At 41.4% G+C, this 17447-nt stretch carries 14 protein-coding genes; 1 reads left to right on the top strand and 13 read right to left on the bottom strand.

Annotated elements, in window-relative coordinates:
• Positions 1 to 48 precede the first annotated feature (48 nt).
• Positions 49 to 1758 carry a hypothetical protein gene (locus RYO92_RS01915; protein WP_315369308.1) on the top strand — a complete coding sequence of 570 codons (1710 nt, stop codon included), beginning with the start codon at positions 49 to 51 and terminating at the stop codon, positions 1756 to 1758.
• Positions 1759 to 1848: 90 nt separating this feature from the next.
• Here RYO92_RS01915 and RYO92_RS01910 read toward each other — a convergent pair whose 3' ends face one another.
• From RYO92_RS01910 to RYO92_RS01850, 13 genes are all read right to left on the bottom strand, one after another.
• Positions 1849 to 3408: a glycoside hydrolase family 32 protein gene (locus RYO92_RS01910; protein WP_315369307.1), complete on the bottom strand. Its 1560-nt coding sequence runs from the start codon at positions 3406 to 3408 to the stop codon at positions 1849 to 1851.
• A gap of 31 nt (positions 3409 to 3439) precedes the next feature.
• Positions 3440 to 4462 (bottom strand): LacI family DNA-binding transcriptional regulator, encoded by a 1023-nt coding sequence (locus RYO92_RS01905; RefSeq protein WP_314832876.1) that lies wholly within the window; start codon positions 4460 to 4462, stop codon positions 3440 to 3442.
• A 90-nt stretch (positions 4463 to 4552) separates the two neighbouring features.
• Complete coding sequence (locus tag RYO92_RS01900; RefSeq protein WP_007157112.1) at positions 4553 to 5398, bottom strand: carbohydrate ABC transporter permease; 846 nt, start codon at positions 5396 to 5398, stop codon at positions 4553 to 4555.
• Between the two features lie 10 nt (positions 5399 to 5408).
• Entirely contained in the window at positions 5409 to 6290 is an 882-nt protein-coding gene (locus RYO92_RS01895; RefSeq protein ID WP_315369306.1) for a carbohydrate ABC transporter permease, read from the bottom strand.
• Between the two features lie 80 nt (positions 6291 to 6370).
• Positions 6371 to 7735 carry an ABC transporter substrate-binding protein gene (locus RYO92_RS01890; RefSeq protein WP_315369305.1) on the bottom strand — a complete coding sequence of 455 codons (1365 nt, stop codon included), beginning with the start codon at positions 7733 to 7735 and terminating at the stop codon, positions 6371 to 6373.
• A 438-nt stretch (positions 7736 to 8173) separates the two neighbouring features.
• On the bottom strand, positions 8174 to 8938 hold the full coding sequence (locus RYO92_RS01885; RefSeq protein WP_315369304.1) for a DeoR/GlpR family DNA-binding transcription regulator: 765 nt from the start codon (positions 8936 to 8938) through the stop codon (positions 8174 to 8176).
• Positions 8939 to 9062: 124 nt separating this feature from the next.
• Positions 9063 to 10469, bottom strand: a complete 1407-nt coding sequence (locus RYO92_RS01880; RefSeq protein WP_314346494.1) for a GntP family permease — start codon at positions 10467 to 10469, stop codon at positions 9063 to 9065.
• A 184-nt stretch (positions 10470 to 10653) separates the two neighbouring features.
• Positions 10654 to 11652: a 4-hydroxythreonine-4-phosphate dehydrogenase PdxA gene (gene pdxA, locus RYO92_RS01875; protein WP_315369303.1), complete on the bottom strand. Its 999-nt coding sequence runs from the start codon at positions 11650 to 11652 to the stop codon at positions 10654 to 10656.
• A 79-nt stretch (positions 11653 to 11731) separates the two neighbouring features.
• Positions 11732 to 13036 (bottom strand): four-carbon acid sugar kinase family protein, encoded by a 1305-nt coding sequence (locus RYO92_RS01870; RefSeq protein WP_315369302.1) that lies wholly within the window; start codon positions 13034 to 13036, stop codon positions 11732 to 11734.
• A gap of 408 nt (positions 13037 to 13444) precedes the next feature.
• Positions 13445 to 14350, bottom strand: coding sequence for a ribokinase (locus tag RYO92_RS01865; RefSeq protein ID WP_315369301.1), 906 nt, complete (start codon positions 14348 to 14350; stop codon positions 13445 to 13447).
• Positions 14351 to 14361: 11 nt separating this feature from the next.
• The gene (locus RYO92_RS01860) at positions 14362 to 15111 is read right to left on the bottom strand and encodes a glutamine amidotransferase (RefSeq protein WP_040648785.1); all 750 of its coding nucleotides are present in this window, start codon (positions 15109 to 15111) and stop codon (positions 14362 to 14364) included.
• Positions 15112 to 15199: 88 nt separating this feature from the next.
• On the bottom strand, positions 15200 to 16492 hold the full coding sequence (locus tag RYO92_RS01855) for a M20 family metallopeptidase (RefSeq protein ID WP_315369300.1): 1293 nt from the start codon (positions 16490 to 16492) through the stop codon (positions 15200 to 15202).
• Positions 16493 to 16512: 20 nt separating this feature from the next.
• Complete coding sequence (locus RYO92_RS01850) at positions 16513 to 17445, bottom strand: nucleoside hydrolase (protein WP_007157122.1); 933 nt, start codon at positions 17443 to 17445, stop codon at positions 16513 to 16515.
• Positions 17446 to 17447 lie beyond the last annotated feature (2 nt).

Here is a 17447-nt window from a genome sequence, read left to right as displayed (position 1 = left end):
AGAGAGGATAAGTAAAATCTCTTAAAGAGAAAAGGCAAGGAGGACGAAATGAAAGCAAAAAAACAACTACTTTTAGTATTATTCCTTCTTCTTAGCTTTATTTTCCTGTCTTGTACAAAGGCAAAAAAAGAAGCTGGCGGGACGGACAAAGCAGGGGGAGAATCCGGTAATTCACAGGAGGAGCAGAAGGACAGCAGGGAAGAAAAAGAAGCACAAGCTGAAAGCATAGTGATGGGAATGCCCCATATCCTTTTAGAAGAAATCGGAGAAAGGCACACGGATGCAAACTATCATTATCTTTATAGTATAGAAAGCACTAAGTTACACCTGAAGGAAGAGGGTGAGGAATTTAATGCCCTGAGAAAGGCCTTTGAAGACTATAACAAGGAAGTAGAAGATCTCTCTCAAAAGGATTTTGCGGAGCTGATAAATATCGCTAATACTTCAGAAGAGGCCAAAAGGAATGTGGCGAACTACTTGGGAAATACTCCTGAAGTAAAGACCAATAGTGATGTTATTCGAGCAGACAAGAGCATCGTCAGCATTTTAAATTCCAAATCCATAGATTACACGGGAAGCGGAAGCGAGTATCAGCACTATTCTGTGAATTTTGATAGTAAAAGCGGAAAACGACTGGCTTTTTCCGATGTAGTAAAAGACAAGGACAGCTTCTTTGCTTTGGCTGAAAAAAGAGCGCAGGAATCCGCGGGTACAGCTGTGGAATTTCCTCCTGCACTTTTACAGAATATAAAAGAAAAGGGAGATGCACTTACTTGGACGGTAAATGCGGAGGGCGTTTCTATATATTCCGATATTGATCTTACCGGCCGGTCTCTTAAGTCCCCCAAGGTTCTTACCGTATATTTTGATGAAGGGGAGAATCTATTCGTCGAAGAATATACTAAAACGGAAGGGGACTATGTAATCCCACTTTTTGACAATATGTATCTGGATGTAGATGTGGACGGAAGCGGAAAACGGGAGCCCGTTTATCTGAAAAAACAGGAAGAAGAGGGAATGTTTTATTTGGATATTTCCGTCGTTTCCGGCAGTAGAGAAAGTGGAGCTGTGGAAGGCATTGACGGAACTCCTTATCTTCTCAAAAAGTCCGGAAAATACTACATTTACCTCTTTAAATATGAAGAAGACGGGATAACTTTACTCTATAGAATTGACCTCTCCACTATGGAATTAAAACCGGAGGAAAACTGGTCTGTCGACCTATCTGCTAGAGAATACTACTTTAAAAATGTAGGCAATATCGAATACACGCATCTTCTCAAGGAAAATTTTACGGATGCTAAAGGGTTTTGCGGAGCAGAAGACAACGGCTTTCTCAGTACCAATACTGTAGAAATAGACTGGTTGATTGATGCGGAAGCTTATCCGAAACCGGATGGAAACCGATACAAAATAAGCAGCAATCATGTTATCCAGGCTATTCAAGATGTTCCGGTTCAGGAAGTAGATGTAAATGGAAATGTGCTAAAAGAGGGAACTATCCCCACCGGTTCCTATCTCCTACTGATGTATACGGATAATTCCTCTTACATGGATATGCGAATTATTGATGAAAAATATATAGACAATGTAGGAAATGAGGACTTCAGCATTTTTAACTTAAATGATTTTAGTCAATTCCAATATAACGGAACTTGCTACCGAGTACCAATTGAAAGAGATACGCAGAATTGGACTTTATATATTAATGGAAAAGACGAAAATGAACTCTTTAGGGGAATGCTATATGTTGGCTAATCTTGGCTAATGACCACTCATACCGGTTCTGATACAAGCTAAAAGATAGAAAAAAGCAGTGGAAAAGGCATCCACTGCTTTTTCAATTCATTACAGCGCCCCAAGCTCAATCTCTCTTAAGCTATGTTTTTCTACCTTTAGATGAATCCCTTCTCCTTGGAAGCTGATTCCCTTAGCCTCCGCCGGAAGTTCATAAAGAGTACCGGAGAGAGCCTGCTCTCCATCATTTATAAAGAGCTCAAAGGAAAAACGATCCAGCAAAAGTCTAAGCGAAAGCTCTTCCGAACTTCCCACGTAAATCCTTCTTACTTCACAAATACTGGCAGACCTTCCTGCATGACTTCTGTCCACAGTCAAGATTCCCGTTACAAAATCATAAGTACAAAGGACATAAATTTCTCCCTGCTTTGCAAATTTCATTTGGAAGATATCCTTACGCTCAAAGCTGGGCTTCGGTGCGTAAATCTTTAGACTAAGATCCAGTAACTTCCCCTCTAATTCTGCAAAGCTTTTCTCTTCTTTCTCGCAGATAATTGCCAGCTCTACCCTATCTTTATAAAGCTTCTGAATTTCCGGAATGGGACGCTGGCACAGTCTATCCCCTCGGAAAAACAGTTCTCTAGGAAATGACATTTGCCCATACCACTTAGCATTCTCCGGAGCATTTCCACCGGCTTCAGGAGCCTGCATCCAGCCTACCATGATTGTTCGTCCATCCCTTTCCATGGTCTGTGGCGCATAAAAATCAAAGCCTAAATCCAAAGCCTGGGGCTTTGCCGTTTTCATAGAATTCTCTATCAAATCTACCATGCTTTCCTGCTCCAGCTCTATTTCGGCCTCCTCCCCCACAAAAGCCACGGTGCAATTTCCATTCCTAAACAAGGGACTTGTATTTTTCATATTCATGACCGAAAGGGAAAGCACAGGACGACCTTCCAGGAAAAAGAAATCCGGACACTCCCACATCCCGCCGAAGCTTCCGTCATTTTCCCTAATCGTGTCCAAATACTGCCATTCCACAGCATTTTCCGAAGAAAAAAGCAAAGCCGCTCCAAGATTGTCTCTCTTCTTTCTGGCCACTGTTACCGCATAGTATTTTCCGTCTTTTCCAATCCAAAGCTTGGGATCTCGGAAATCTTCAATCGTGAATTCTTCCGGCAAGTCCTTTTCTGAAAGCACCGGATTTCCCTCGAACTTTTGATACTCTCTCCCATCCCCCCTGGCAATACACTGAGTTTCTCTTCGAATCCCATTTTTCCCTGATAAATCCGTAGAATAATCCGGAGCCTTGGTATAATCCGCCGTATACATAATAAGATGAGAGCCATCCTTATCCGCTATAGCGGTACCGGAAAAAACACCGGTTTCATAATCTTCATCCGGCGCAAGACTTGCCTCTTGATAGTCCCAGTGGAGTAAATCCTTGGAAGTCCAATGCCCCCAATGCATCGCATCCCATCTGGTGCTATAGGGATTATATTGATAAAAAAGATGATACTCCCCTTTGTAGAAAGAGAAACCATTTGGATCATTGAGCCAGCCTATTGCAGGACTTAAATGAAAGCCCGGGCGCTCCTGTCTTTGAATTTCCGAAAAATGTGCCTTTTCAAAAGATCGGGCAAGGGATAGTTTCTTTGAAATTTTATTCATATTTCTCCTCTTATTCATTCTTGAAGAAAGATTATTTCCCCATTAAATATCTTTCCTTTTCTTTCACCGTCATAGTACTCATCCCCTGAATTAATTCAACGGGTAGAACTATTTCTTTTTCTTCCACTATGTTGCCTTGTATTTTGTTTAATAATATCTCCACACCTTTTTTTGCCAGTGCTTTAATTGGTTGCCTTATACAGGTTAATGTAGGGAAAATCATATCCCGAAGACTTGTTCCATCGTAAGCCACAAAGCGGATATCTTCCGGAATTCTTTTCCCTTTTCTTTGAACATAACGCATAAAATGTATGATTAAGGCATCTGTCCCAAAAACACCATCCACATCCGGATACTGTGAATAAACATCACGAACCAAGTCTTGAAAATAACGATCAGCAAATTCATTCCATTTTACATAGATATTTTCGCACTCTATCCCGGCCTCTTGCATTGTTTCTTCAAATATCTCATGACGTTCCATAAAAGGAAAATGCTCTTTAGCTTCTTGGTCTCGGAATTGTAGAACTTTTTTGCAACCGACTCGTAAAAATTCTTTTGCCGCTAAACTGCCTCCTTCTTTATGATTCACGGTGATTCTAGGTATCTGCCCAGGTACATATACCGTATCAAAGGAAACAACCGGTCCATTTGCCTCTTTATATCCTTCTGTCTGCAAAGAATGAGTACAAGTCAAAATGCCATCCACGAGATTTCGATTCAGCATCTCTAAATACTCTTTTTCCTGAGAACGATCCCCATTAGTATTACAAATCATGGTTTTATAACCCGCTTCTCTAAGCTCCAGTTCACAGACTGACACCAACTCCGCAAAAAAGGCACTGGATATATCCGGAACAATTATGGCAACAATATTGGATTGCTTTTTTAATAAATTCCTCGCCAGTTCATTAGGCTTATATTGTAATTCACGGACAGCCTGTTCCACTTTCTTTCTAGCCTTTTCAGAGGCATAGCCACTTTGATTTAATACTCTGGATACTGTACCTATGCTTACCCCCGCTTTTTTTGCAACATCCTGAATGCCCGCCATAACCTTCTCCTAATGACAACTTATACCTATTATTTTCTCTCTAACGAAAGGTATTATATCAGAAAAAAATTCTCTTCTTATTATTTCCCTTTATCCTTTAATTCCTGTAGATGCAATGCCTTCTACATAATACTTTTGCATAAAGATATACATAATCAACATAGGAAGTGAAGCCAATGTTAAAGCAGCCATAATCGCACCATAGTGAATAGGTTGTGTTCCGAAAAAGGTTTGTACCGCAAGCTGTACTGTTCTTTTTTCTGTTCCGGTAGTAATTAAAAATGGCCACATAAAATCATTCCATCTTGCTACGAAGTCTAAAATAAAAACTGTCGCAAATACCGTCTTTGCAAGTGGAAGCACAATTTGAAAGAATGTTCTGATTGGACCGCATCCGTCAATAGCTGCAGCTTCCAACAAAGAATCCGGGATATCTAAAAAGTAGCTATAAAACATGTAGATGGAAAAGCAGTTCATCATGAAAGGAATTGCTAATCCGGCCATGGTATTTACCCAGCCTAATTTTGCCATTTCAATGTATAAAGGAAGTAAAATTGCCTCTACTGGCATAGACATTAATGCGATGACCAGAGTCAGAATCAATCCCCTTCCTCTAAATTTCATCTTCGCTAAAGCATATCCGGCCATGGATCCAAATGCTAAATCTCCCAATAACACTACTCCAATATACGTAAAAGTGTTTCCTAAAATTTGCGGAACATTTAATCGTTGAAAAACTTCAATATAATTATCGATTGTAAAATGTACCGGAATAAATGTTTGTAAGGAATTAATATTTGAAAAAATTTCTATTTCCGGTTTAAAAGATGCAGCAATCATCCAAAGCAAAGGAGAGACAAATATTAAACCAATTACTGCATTTCCTCCGTAAAACAAAATATTCCAAAGGATTGAATTGCTTCGTTTATTTCCCATCTTTCCCTCCTTAATTGGTTTTGGTCAGCTTCTTCACCACCATTGATAATCCAACGACGATGAAGAAAAATATAGCTGCAACCGCACAAGCATATCCAAAATTCCCCTTCTGGAAGCCCTGTTCATAGATATAATACACGAGGGTTTTGGTTCTATTTTGTGGTCCTCCATGAGTCATAATATATGGCTGCGTGAAAAGTTTCATAGCCTGAATCAATGTGATCATCAAAACATATTTTATTGTATTTGCCAGTCCGGGAAGGGTGATGAATAAAAACTGTTGTACTTTATTTGCACCATCCACCGAAGCAGCCTCATATTGATCGGAGGGAATTCCATTGAGTCCGGCCAGAAAAATCATCATTTGGTATCCTGCGCCCTGCCATGCCGACATAAAAATAATGGCATTCATGGCTGTCTTTGGATCATTTAAGAAATTAATCGGCTTCATACCAAGCTTCACCAGTAACGCATTGATAAGGCCGCTACTGGGATTGGAGTTGTAAAGAATAATCCACAAGATAGCGATAACTACCATGGAAGTCACCTGAGGGCTGAAATACATAGTACGAAAAACGGAAACTCCCTTTTTTCTCGCGCTAACCAGAACAGCTAAAGCAAGAGCCAAGCTTGTTTGGAAAGGTACAACCAGTAAAGTAAAATACACCGTATTCTGCAAACCCTGCCAAAAGTTCTTATCTTTAAAAAGTTTACTGTAATTCTTTAACCCGGAAAAAATAATATTATCCGGTCGCATAACTTGGTAGGTAAAAAAAGAAAAATAAATGGTTAGAATAATGGGAATAATCAAAAATGCCATCAATAAGATTACTGCCGGCCCGGTCATTAAATATCCACTCAACTGTTGTGTAGAAAAGCTCTTTTTGGTCATAGCTATCTCCTATATAGAAGGAACGGGAACCGAAAATTCGGTTCCCGACGGTTTCTACGTTGCTTTCTCATACCACTCTATTATTTAGCATAGTATGTGTCATAATCCTCTTGGAAATCTTTTGCCACTGTATCCAACTCTGTCTTAGCGTCAGAACCTGCGAAAACATTTAAAGCAGCTGTAGCAAATCCCTGAGATAATACGGAATAAGAAGGTGTGCTGGGACGTGCCTTACCAGTATTTTCAAGCTGCCATTTGAAAAGCTTTCTAGCTCCTTCATCCCATCCGCTCATCTTATCATAAGAAGATGTACGAGAAGCAGGCTTCGCAATAGCACTTGCATACTCTGCCACATTCTCAGAACTCATAAGATACTGCAATACTTCCTTTGCTGCTTCAGGATTCTTACTATCTTTGGTAATTGCTGCAGTCCAGTCTCCTGTTGGAGAAACAGCAGTACCATCATTTGCAACGGGGTAATAAGAAACTCCCCAGTTCAGATTTGACTTCTCTAAATCTGCAATGTTCCAAGAACCTCCAATAAGAGTAGCCGCTTTACCATTTAAAAATTCATCTTTTACCGGATCAATATTAGCAATTCCCTCTTGAATGAATTTATTTAAATACTCCATGGTCTCTATAGACTGCTTGCTATTTACATATCCTTCTGCCTTGCTACCATCCTCGTTGATGAAATCAGCTTTATTCTCATAGAAAAATGGCTCTAAAGCATAAATTAATCCTTCGCCTTTATCCATGATGATATTTGTTCCTACATAATCTTTTGTTGTCAATTTCTTAGCATTCTCATAGAAAGTATCCCAAGTCCATGCCTTAGAAATATCTGTGTCTGAAGGATATTCAATACCTGCTGCATCTAAGTAGTCTTTATTGTAATACAATGCCACAGAAGACTCTGTTGGTCCAATACCATATAACTTCCCATCATAAGTATTCTGTTGAATAGAAGATGGCATGAAGTCCTTCTTATCTTCCTCTGTATATACATCATCAATAGGAACTATAGTGCCATTGGCTGCATAATAAGAAATTGTCGGTCCGTCTACAAACAAAATATCAGGAAGATCTCCGGAGGTAGTTGCAGTAGTAATCTTATTCTCATAGGCGTAGGAATCCGCACGGTCGATGGCCTGTCTGGCAATCTGCTTATCAGGATGTTCTTTATTCCATGCAGCGATTTTTTCTGCCCACCAATCTTCAATTCCCTTCTCGTCCGCAGGGCTCCAAATTACCACTGCAGCAGTGGAAGCATCACCTTGGCCTGTAGCCTGTGCCTCACTACCTTCCTCCTGTTTTCCGGATGCAGATTCACCTTCTTTTGCTGCATCGGTTTTTGCAGTGTTCCCGGACGAACCACAGGCAGAAATACTTGCGGCCAGTAAAGTGATTGCTAACACACTTGAAACTAAACTTCTTTTTTTCATTGCTTCCTCCTTATTATCCATAAATGTGAAAACCTTTACATATCTTTTCAAAAAAATATCATCCAGGATAAAAATCATCCATTCTATGCCTTACTTACCGAACACGTGTATTATATATTCTTTCCCGTGCTATAAATAGCTATCATATCCGGTAGAAGTAAACTTATATGGATTACTTATTCTACAATCAACTTCCTTCTGAAAAGACAGGGGCTAATTCATATTATAAAAATTGAATCTTGCCGGTTTGTGGAAACCTTTTCATTTTCTGAGGACAGAATACATGCCAAATCATACATTGTCAACACGGAAAAGATAACGAATATCAAGTTTATATAAGCTACACAAAAAAGATAGGTTAATTTCGGTAAATATTTTTATGGAAATCATGATAGAAAATATTCTTGAATAATAACTATTCTTTTGCTTTAAAAAAAATTAATTTACTCCTTCCACTCTTACGCCCAGCTTTTCCACTTCCTTTTTTTCTTTCTCAGAAAATGTCTTATCCGTTACCAGCATATCAAATTCCTGAATGGAGCATATCTTCATCATCGCCTGCTTTTCAAATTTACTGGCATCAGCCAACAAAACAGACTGCTTTGCCTGCTGCAAAATAGCCTTTTTCAAAGCCACTTTTTCCAATGTGGGAGTACTCAGCTCCAGCTTTTCATTAATGGAAGAAGCCCCTAAGAAGGCGATATCAAAAGAATAGTCCTTCAATTGATTCACTGTATAGCTTCCCAAAGCAGAGCCGGTACTTTTCTGGATTTCTCCTCCACAGAAAAAGAGGCGTCCCTTTCCGCTTTGTAAAACGCCGGCAACCATCAAGTCCGTGGTGACCACAGACAATCCCTCTCTATCCTTTAACAATAGAGCCAGCTCCCTGTTGGTTGTTCCTGCATCCAAGAAAATCACTTTGGCATCTTTGATGAATTCCAAAGCCTTTTGGGCAATACGCTTTTTTGCCTCAATATTCTGCACTTCCTTCTCCTGATACAGCACCTCATCCCGCAGAATGGCTCCCCCATGAAAACGCTCTATCCGGTTCTTTTCTTCCAGATATTTTAAATCTCTCCGAATGGTCATTCCGCTGACAGAAAATTGCTTAGCCAGTTCATCTACGGAAACGGAACCATCCTTCTCCAAAATGGATAAAATGCTTTGCTGCCGTTCTCCTGATAACACCTTTTCTTTTTTCATGATTTCTCCCCTAGCTCATTCCGGTCCTTTTCTCCGAAAACATCTTAGCATATTTTATAAAAAAATGGCTTAGCTTCCCGAAAGAAACCAAGCCATTTATCCTCAAACATTTATCCTCGGAAAATTAGTGCATAATAAAGCTAAGGATAATTACTTCCAAACATCCTACTGCCCAGATAATGGTTGTGGTAATGGACCAAACACGAATCTGATCCTTTGCCTCACTTACGCCAAGAGTTCTGTTTACTACCCAGAAGTAGCTATCATTGAAATAACTGAAGAAGCAGGAGCCTACGCAACAAGCCAAAGCGGAAACCACAGGATTAGCTCCGGTAGCCAGGATAATCGGTGCGGAAATACTTGCCGCTGTAGTCATGGCTACAGTTCCGGATCCCTGGATAAAACGCATTACAGTGGAAATAACGATAGGAAGCAGGATAATAGGTACGTTCATAGCGGTAATTCCCTCCGCCATATAGGTTCCCAGTCCGGAATCCTTAATGATTTGTCCTAAAGCTCCACCGCCACCGGTTACCAGCATAATGATTCCTGCAGACATCATTCCCTTTTCCATGGAAGCCAGAATTTCCTTACGACTCATATTTTTCCCAAGAATGAAAATAGCAGTCAATAAGCCGATTCCTACAGCAACAATAGGCTGTCCCAGGAAAATCAGAATATGGAAAAATCCGTCCATAAGCTTCATTGCCGTAAATACGGTATTCATTAAAATCAAGATGACAGGTAAAACAATGGGAAGGAAGGAAGAAAATGTAGAGGGAAGATTTTCTGAACCTAAATTGATTTCTTTTCCAAGCTCTGCACTACCGGCCTGTGCCTCCACAAGCTCATCATTTTCATTAACAATCCAGTTTAACTTCTTAGCAATATACTTTCTAGCATAAAGAATCGCCACAATGGTCATGGGGATAGAAAGTACCAGTGCCAATAAAATAAACTGTCCCACATCCACGCCGAAAATTCCGCAAACCCCCAAGGGTCCCGGTGTAGGAGGAACCATGGTATGGGTAATTACAAGACCCGCCGCAAGAGCTACCCCCAAAGAAATCAGAGATTTCTTTGTAACCTTGGAAATCGCCTTTGCGATAGGGGACAGGATAATGAAGCCGGAATCACAGAAGATAGGAATAGAAACCAGGAAACCGGTAAAAGCCAAAGCCTCCTCTTCCTTATTCTTTCCAAATACCTTTAAGAAGCAAAGAGCCATTCGCTTTGCTGCTCCTGTTTCCTCAAAGATTGCTCCCAGCATAACGCCGAAACCAATAATGATACCGATACTGGATAAGGTATTTCCAAATCCGCTGGTAATAGACTGCAAAATACCGAACTTCGTTCCATTTTCCAAGGTGATGGTATTCAAAGGCATTCCGCCAATTACACCAATCACTACGGTAGTGATAATCAGAGCCAAAAAGGCCTGAATCTTTGTCTTTAATACCATGAAAATCAGTAACACAATACCGATTGCCAAGCCCAGGAGCATTTGCTCTCCATGTAAACCATTAACCATACTTTCCTCCTCTTCAGAAAAATACTTTATTTTTCCCCTTCGTTGTCAATTGCTCATTTGCATAAGCCGGTTTTTTATGTGTTTCAACTCATTTATGTGATTCACTATTTTATGTGGTTTAACTTTCTTATGCATTTCCTTTTTTTATCTTTTTATAGAACTAAGTACTTTTGCACAGTTCTTCTTAATGCTTAAAAGCCTCCGCATACTTAGCCGCAAGACGAATCGCTTCTTCCATACTGATACTGTCTGCGATACCGGTTCCGGCAATGTCAAATGCAGTTCCATGATCCACAGAAGTTCTTAAAATCGGCATACCGTTGGTAATAGCGATAGTTCTATCAAAATCCAAGGTCTTGGTAGCGATATGCCCCTGGTCATGGTAGAGAGACAGTACGGAGTTGTATCTTCCCTGTGCTGCCTGATGGAAAACGGAGTCCGCTCCGATAGGTCCAACTACAGGATAGCCTTCCTTCTGCAGCTCTTCCACCGCCGGCATAATCTCTCTTACTTCCTCATCTCCGAACAATCCATGCTCTCCACAGTGAGGATTCAGGCCGGCAATGGCCATTTTTCCATCTGTAACCCCCAGCTTTTTCAAAGCTTCCAGACAGCGCTTCACATAATCCTTGATGCGCTCCTTGGTAATCATATCCAGCATTTTCCGAAGGGAAACGTGTCTGGTTAAGAAGAACACTCTCATGCCGTTACACTCAAACATGGTCAAAGGATCTTCCGTATTGGTTAAGGATCCGAAAATCTCCGTGTGCCCGATAAATGGCACCTCTGCGGCCTTTAAGGATTCCTTGTTAATGGGGGTGGTAGCCACCGCATCCACCAGTCTTTCATTGGCCAGCTCGATAGATTTCTTAATGTAGGAAAATGCAGCCTTACCGCACATTGCGCTTACCTTTCCATAGGCAAAGTCCGCCATAGAAATTTCGCCCTCCTGCATATAGTAAAGGCTGTCCTTCTCCTCTCCCAATTCCTCTATTTTTTCAATTTTCTGCAAACGAATGGGAACTTTACAGATTTCCACCGCCTTTTCCAAAATCTTTCCGTCTCCGATAACCACTACCTTTGCAATGTCCTGGATTTCCTTTTTAGATACAGCCTTCACCACAATCTCCGGACCGATTCCCGCAGGATCCCCCATAGGTACTGCAATTACTGCTTTCTTCATTTTATCCTCCTTCTTTTTCATTATTTTCACTTTTGAAACCGGCAAATTTTGTTTCGTAAAATCTATTAGATTTACCAGCTTATACAAAGAGCTTTTCCTTCAGGAAGGAAATGCAACGAATAATGGCGTCTCTTCCTCCCTGGCTGCCACCCTTTGTAACCATATGCATTCCCGGGAAATCTCCCAGAAGCATTTCCCCGTGAGCCGCCAAGGGTAAAACTTCTTCCTCTAAGCTAAGGCCGGCGGTTTGGAAGCGTTTGCAAATAGAAACTGTCACATCTCCACCGCTACTGTATATTCCCTTAAAGCTCTTTTCCCGCTCACAGATTCGATGGGCAATCTCCGCAAAAGCCAGATTCATCTTATTGCTGATTTCTTCGATTTGGCAGGCTCTGCTTTCCGCAAGCTTTCCAAGATCCACACGATTTTCCGGATAGATACCGTCTCCCGTCACCGTGAAAACTCTATCCTTATCCACATCCTGTAGAATGGCATCCACCACTCTTTGAACCTCCTGTTCCCACTGCTCCTCCCCTTCCAAAAGTGCCTTGCTTTCCACAAAAACATTCTTGCATCTTTGAGAAAGCCACAGCTCTTCCAGCTGAAGTCGTGTATGGGGATTTACACTGCCTACCACAGCCAAAACCTTGTTTTTCTCCTTCTTCTCTGTAGGAGGAATTCTCTTTCTCACAAGGCTTGCGGTAAATACACCGGGATCCACTGCCAAGACCTTTAGTTTGGAGGTTTCCACCGCATCTGCAATCAAATCAATGTCTTCTTGGCTTACACAGTCCACCACAATAATACGATTGCCCTCATCCGCCAGTTTCTTCATGCAATTCGCCAGATAATGCTTTCCGTGCAGTAAATCCTTCATCAAAATGGAGGCAATGGGATATTTGCTCTGCTTTCGGAACAGCTCTGCCACCTCCGGATTATTTACCGGCGTTTTCGGGTCAATGGCAATGTCCGTCTTATGAAGCGGAAGTCCCTCTACCAGCATATAGCCTCCGAGAACAATACGAGAGGATGTGGGGAAGCAAGCCACCACAATAGCCACATAGTCTTCTCCAAGGGATTCCAGCATGGCATCCACTTCCGCCCCCAGATTTCCTCTAAGAGTGCTGTCGATACGCTTACCGTAAACCTTGGTATCTTCGTTCTTCAGTAAATTGCAAACATTGTGAACTCTCCTGTAAGCCAGATCCTGATCAATTCCTCTGCTGTCCGTAGGATACAAAACGCAGTCGCACTGCTCCAGCATAGACAGCTCCAAACGCTCCGCATTCAAAACCGTATAGGCACTGTAATTCATCTTTTTCAGTAAAACTCCTGTGGCATTTGCCCCGGTTAAATCATCTGCGATGACAATACACTTTGGCATTCTTCTCCTCCGTTTGTTAATAGCACTTAATGACTGTTCCTATGTGTTACTTCATCCGGATAAATGCACATAGGTATTCGTATAAATCTTCCATAGCTGATATACATTAATGTATGTTAATATATGCTAATGCATGTTAATATATGTTCTTTTATGTTTGTTTTATAGAAATATAAACATTCTGTGCATTACTGTCAATAAAATCTATATACATATGAACAAATTCGTAGATTTACATCAAAATAAACTAAGGGTTTTGGAGAAAATTCCCTTCATCCACAGGACTTTCTTCACAAAACAAACCAGAAGCTTTTATCCACAAAACAAAGCCAAATAAAATCTCCTCCAAAACCTCCTATCACACAAAAAAACCGCACTTGCGTACGGTTTTTTATGGTCACTATTTTTCTATTCACTAAAGGAAAAAGAAAGCACTTCTTCCTTCAGGGGAATAGATGGCGCAGCACCAAATCTGGAAATTGCTATTCCTGCAGCTCTGGCTGCTAAATCCATGGCTTTCGGAACCGTTTCTCCATTTAAGATGCCTGCGATAAAATATCCGGAAAATGTATCTCCCGCCGCGGTAGTATCTACAACCTCCGACTTATAAGCTCTTTGACGGTGCATATATTCCCCATCAAAGTACAGAGAGCCTTCTCCTCCAAGGGTTAAAATAATTTTTGCAGTAGGATATTGCCGATGTAAGGCCCGAATTACCTCTTCACTATCCTTCGTGCTACTCTGCAAGCCTAAAATCTGTTCCGCTTCCACCTCATTTAAAAGGAAATAATCTACAAATTCCAAAGGTAAAGCTAAGATTGCTTCATTCATGGGAGAAGGATTCAGCACAATCTTTAAGCCTTTTTCATGGGCCAGCTTCATAATGCTCTTCAACTCGTTAATTTCATTTTGCAACAGCAAGAAATCTCCTGTAGAAAAATGACGAATAGTATCCTCCACCTGCTCCTTAGTGATTTTATGATTTGCACCGCTATAGAGAATAATACAATTATCACCCTCTTTATCCTTTTGAATAATCGCCGTTCCTGTCTGTACCGCATCCAAGGACTGCACATAGTCTATATTCACTCCTGATTCCTGAAGCAGTTTTAGGAGAAATTCTCCATCCTTTCCTACAGCTCCGGCATGAATAGTAGCAACACCGGCTCTTCCCAAAGCCAGAGACTGATTTAAGCCTTTACCTCCCGGGAAAATGTTTAAGGCATCAGAGGAAATCGTTTCTCCTTTTTGAACAAAATGGTCCAGACTGTAAACATAGTCTATGTTTAAAGAACCAAAATTTAAAACCTTCATAGCTTCTCCCGTTATGCTTCCTTTGTCAGCCAACGTGCAAGATTTTGGAACAAGCGGTTGTAATCCTTCCACTCACAGAATTCAGGTGGTGCCCAGTGGGGAGCACAGTCCGTGGTAAACACGGCGGATCTTCCCTTACCGTATTCTCCCAAAGCGATAAATGGATCATCACATACTGTTGCTAAAAGTTCTGCCTCGGGTTTTAAGATAGTCTTGTTGTAACCTAAAACTCTTGGCCAGGTCTTTTCTAATCCTTCAAAGATAGCATGCTCCTTCACGGAAACAGGTCGAACTCCTTCACAATGCTCCATACGATCATCTGTAGCAAGTACCTGTACCGGTAAAACCTCCTGTACAGCAGTGTCCTGCCACTTTCCCTTAGCATCCACGCCGGAGAAGGTCAAATATCCTCCTACCATCAAGAGAGCGCCTCCATCCAAGACATAATCCCGAAGTAAATTACAACGGTTAGGCATAATCTCACTGCGGGTAAAGGTTGCCCCGGGCAAAAGCAGGGTATTGGCTCCGATATCCGATAAAATAATCAAATCATACTGCTTTAATTCTTCCAAGCTGAAAGGAAATTCTTCTGTTGCCAAATGATTTGGAAGAAATGTAAACTCATATCCCCCCTCTTCAAAAGCTCTCTTAATATACTTCTCTCCTGTCTCGTAAACGGAAGTATAAAAGCTGTCAAAGCCTTTCACATGAGTGGTATAACTCATCCATGATTCACCTGCCAATAAAACTTTTTTTGCCATGTTCTTACTCTCCTTTTCATTCACTATTTGTTCTTAAAACTTTCACATTCCTTTTAATAGCACTGTTTAATAGATATTAAGCACTGTATTAAGCCTGACAAAAGTCCAAAATAAGCTCCGCATAAATCAAGATAGACTGCAAGTAAGCCTCTAAATCCAGCCATTCATCCACAGCATGACACTGGGCTAGATTTCCCGGTCCAAACTGTATCGTAGGACAGTCGGCAATATTTCTCCATAAGCGAGAATCACAGCCTGCAGGAGATCCTACAACCTTAACAGCCTTTCCTCTAGCCTCGGAATAAGCTCGTTTAAAGCTATCCACAAAGAAAGAATGCTCCTCCATCTCAAAACCGCCGCCAAATTGAGTAATCTGTACTTCCGGTAAATGCTCTTCCAACCAGGCATCCGATTTAGCCACTCTTTCCACTACTTCTTGGAATTCTTTTACTACCTGATTATGACTCATCTGATTAGGAAGATAATGTACGCAAACCTCAAACATACAATCCTCCGCCACAGTGGAACCGGCAGTTCCTCCATGGATAAGGCCTACGTTTAAGTTTGGAGCCGGTAATAGAGGATGTTTGTAGTGTAAAAGCCACTCATGCTCCTTCTCATTTAAAGCCTGAATAACTTTGATTGCTTTTTCTATGGCGCTGACACCATTCTTCTTGGCACCGGAATGACATGCTTTCCCGGAAAATTTCACCCTGAAAAAGACAAAACCCATATGCGCCAAAATTAACTCATCACTGGTACCCTCACAGACCACAACACCATCCGCCCTCTGTCCACTCATAATCGCCTGCATGGAGCCGTTTCCGCCGCCTTCTTCATCACAGACTGAAGTGATTTTCACAGAACCGAAGAAGGGAATTCCTGCATCCTGCAAAAGCTTTACCGCCATAGTTGCAGCCATCAGCCCCCCCTTCATATCTGCAGTACCTCTTCCGTAAAGCTTTCCGTCCCTTATCGTAGGGCTAAAGGGAGGCGTGGTCCATTCCTCCACTTCATCCGCAGGCATTACGTCTATATGACCGTTAAACATCAGGGTTTTACCGGGCTTTTCTCCGTTAAATTGAGCGTAAACATTATATCGGTCTGTCTGCTGGTGCCCCAGGTTTCCCTCTTGATAAAGGGAGAAGCATTTTTCAATATCCTCTTCCTTCATGGAATCCAAAGTGACTTCTGCCCCCATCTTTCTAAAGAGCTCCGCCATATAATCCTGTCCTTGTTTTTCCAGGCCGCCATCAATCCCATGCCCCAAATCATGAGTATCTATCGCCACGAGCTCAGATAGGCGATCAATATATTTCTGTTTGTTTTTTTCTAAAACCTTTTTTAAAGCTTCCACTGTATTCCTCCCGGAGATACGCATTGCCGACTATCTTTTCCACATTAGTCGTATAGTTTTAAGCCATCTTCTACAATGTCCCAAAACTTTTCCACATCAATATCAATACCTACATTGACATTTGGTTCCTTCTTCATATAGCCGAAATAGTCACAGTTCGTTCTGCCGTAGGACTGGGAGCTGGACGTGTCAATTGTTACATTCATTGCCTTGGTTGTTAAAACTGTCGGGTCAATCAGGTAAGCTATGGTAATCGGATCATGTAAGGGACCGCCCTCCCAACCATAAACCTCTTTTTGCGTTTTACAGAAAAATGCCATTAGATCCGTAAATAAGTCCGAAGCCTTGTTGCCAACCTTACGCATCCGCTCCACAATTTCCGGATAACAAAGAGCCTTTCTGGTTACATCCAGCCCCACCATGGTGATAGGAAGTCCGGAGGAGATACACACATGAGCCGCTTCCGCATCCGCCAATATATTAAACTCCGCAGCAGGCGTTACATTTCCATTGGCGTAGGAACCACCCATAAAAACAATTTCTTGAATCTTATTCACAATTTTCGGCTCCATACGAAGAGCCATACCCAAATTCGTCATAGGGCCGGTGGTAACCATAGTGATTTTTTCCGGAGAATTCATCAAAGTCTTAATGATATAGTTAACAGCATGATCTGCCTCAATTTCCCGATTTAATTTCTCGAATACAGGACCATCTAAACCGGTTTCCCCGTGGATGTCTCCGGCAATCACCTTATCTCTCACCATAGGTTGACCGCAACCTGCATAAACCGGAAGATTCAGGTCTAAATGCTGTACTAAATGTAAAGCATTTCTCTGAGTATTTTCCAAAGTCTGATTTCCTGCAACAACAGTAATCCCCAAAAGTTCCAAATTAGGATTCTTTGCCGCAAGAATTATCGCCACCGCATCATCATGTCCCGGATCACAATCTAATATAATTTTTCTTTTATTCATTC

It is taken from the genome of Oribacterium sinus (assembly GCF_963553175.1).
GTDB classification, from domain to species: Bacteria; Bacillota; Clostridia; order Lachnospirales; family Lachnospiraceae; genus Oribacterium; species Oribacterium sinus_B.
Note: the sequence above shows the minus strand (reverse complement) of the source record. Positions and strands in the feature narration are given on the sequence as shown.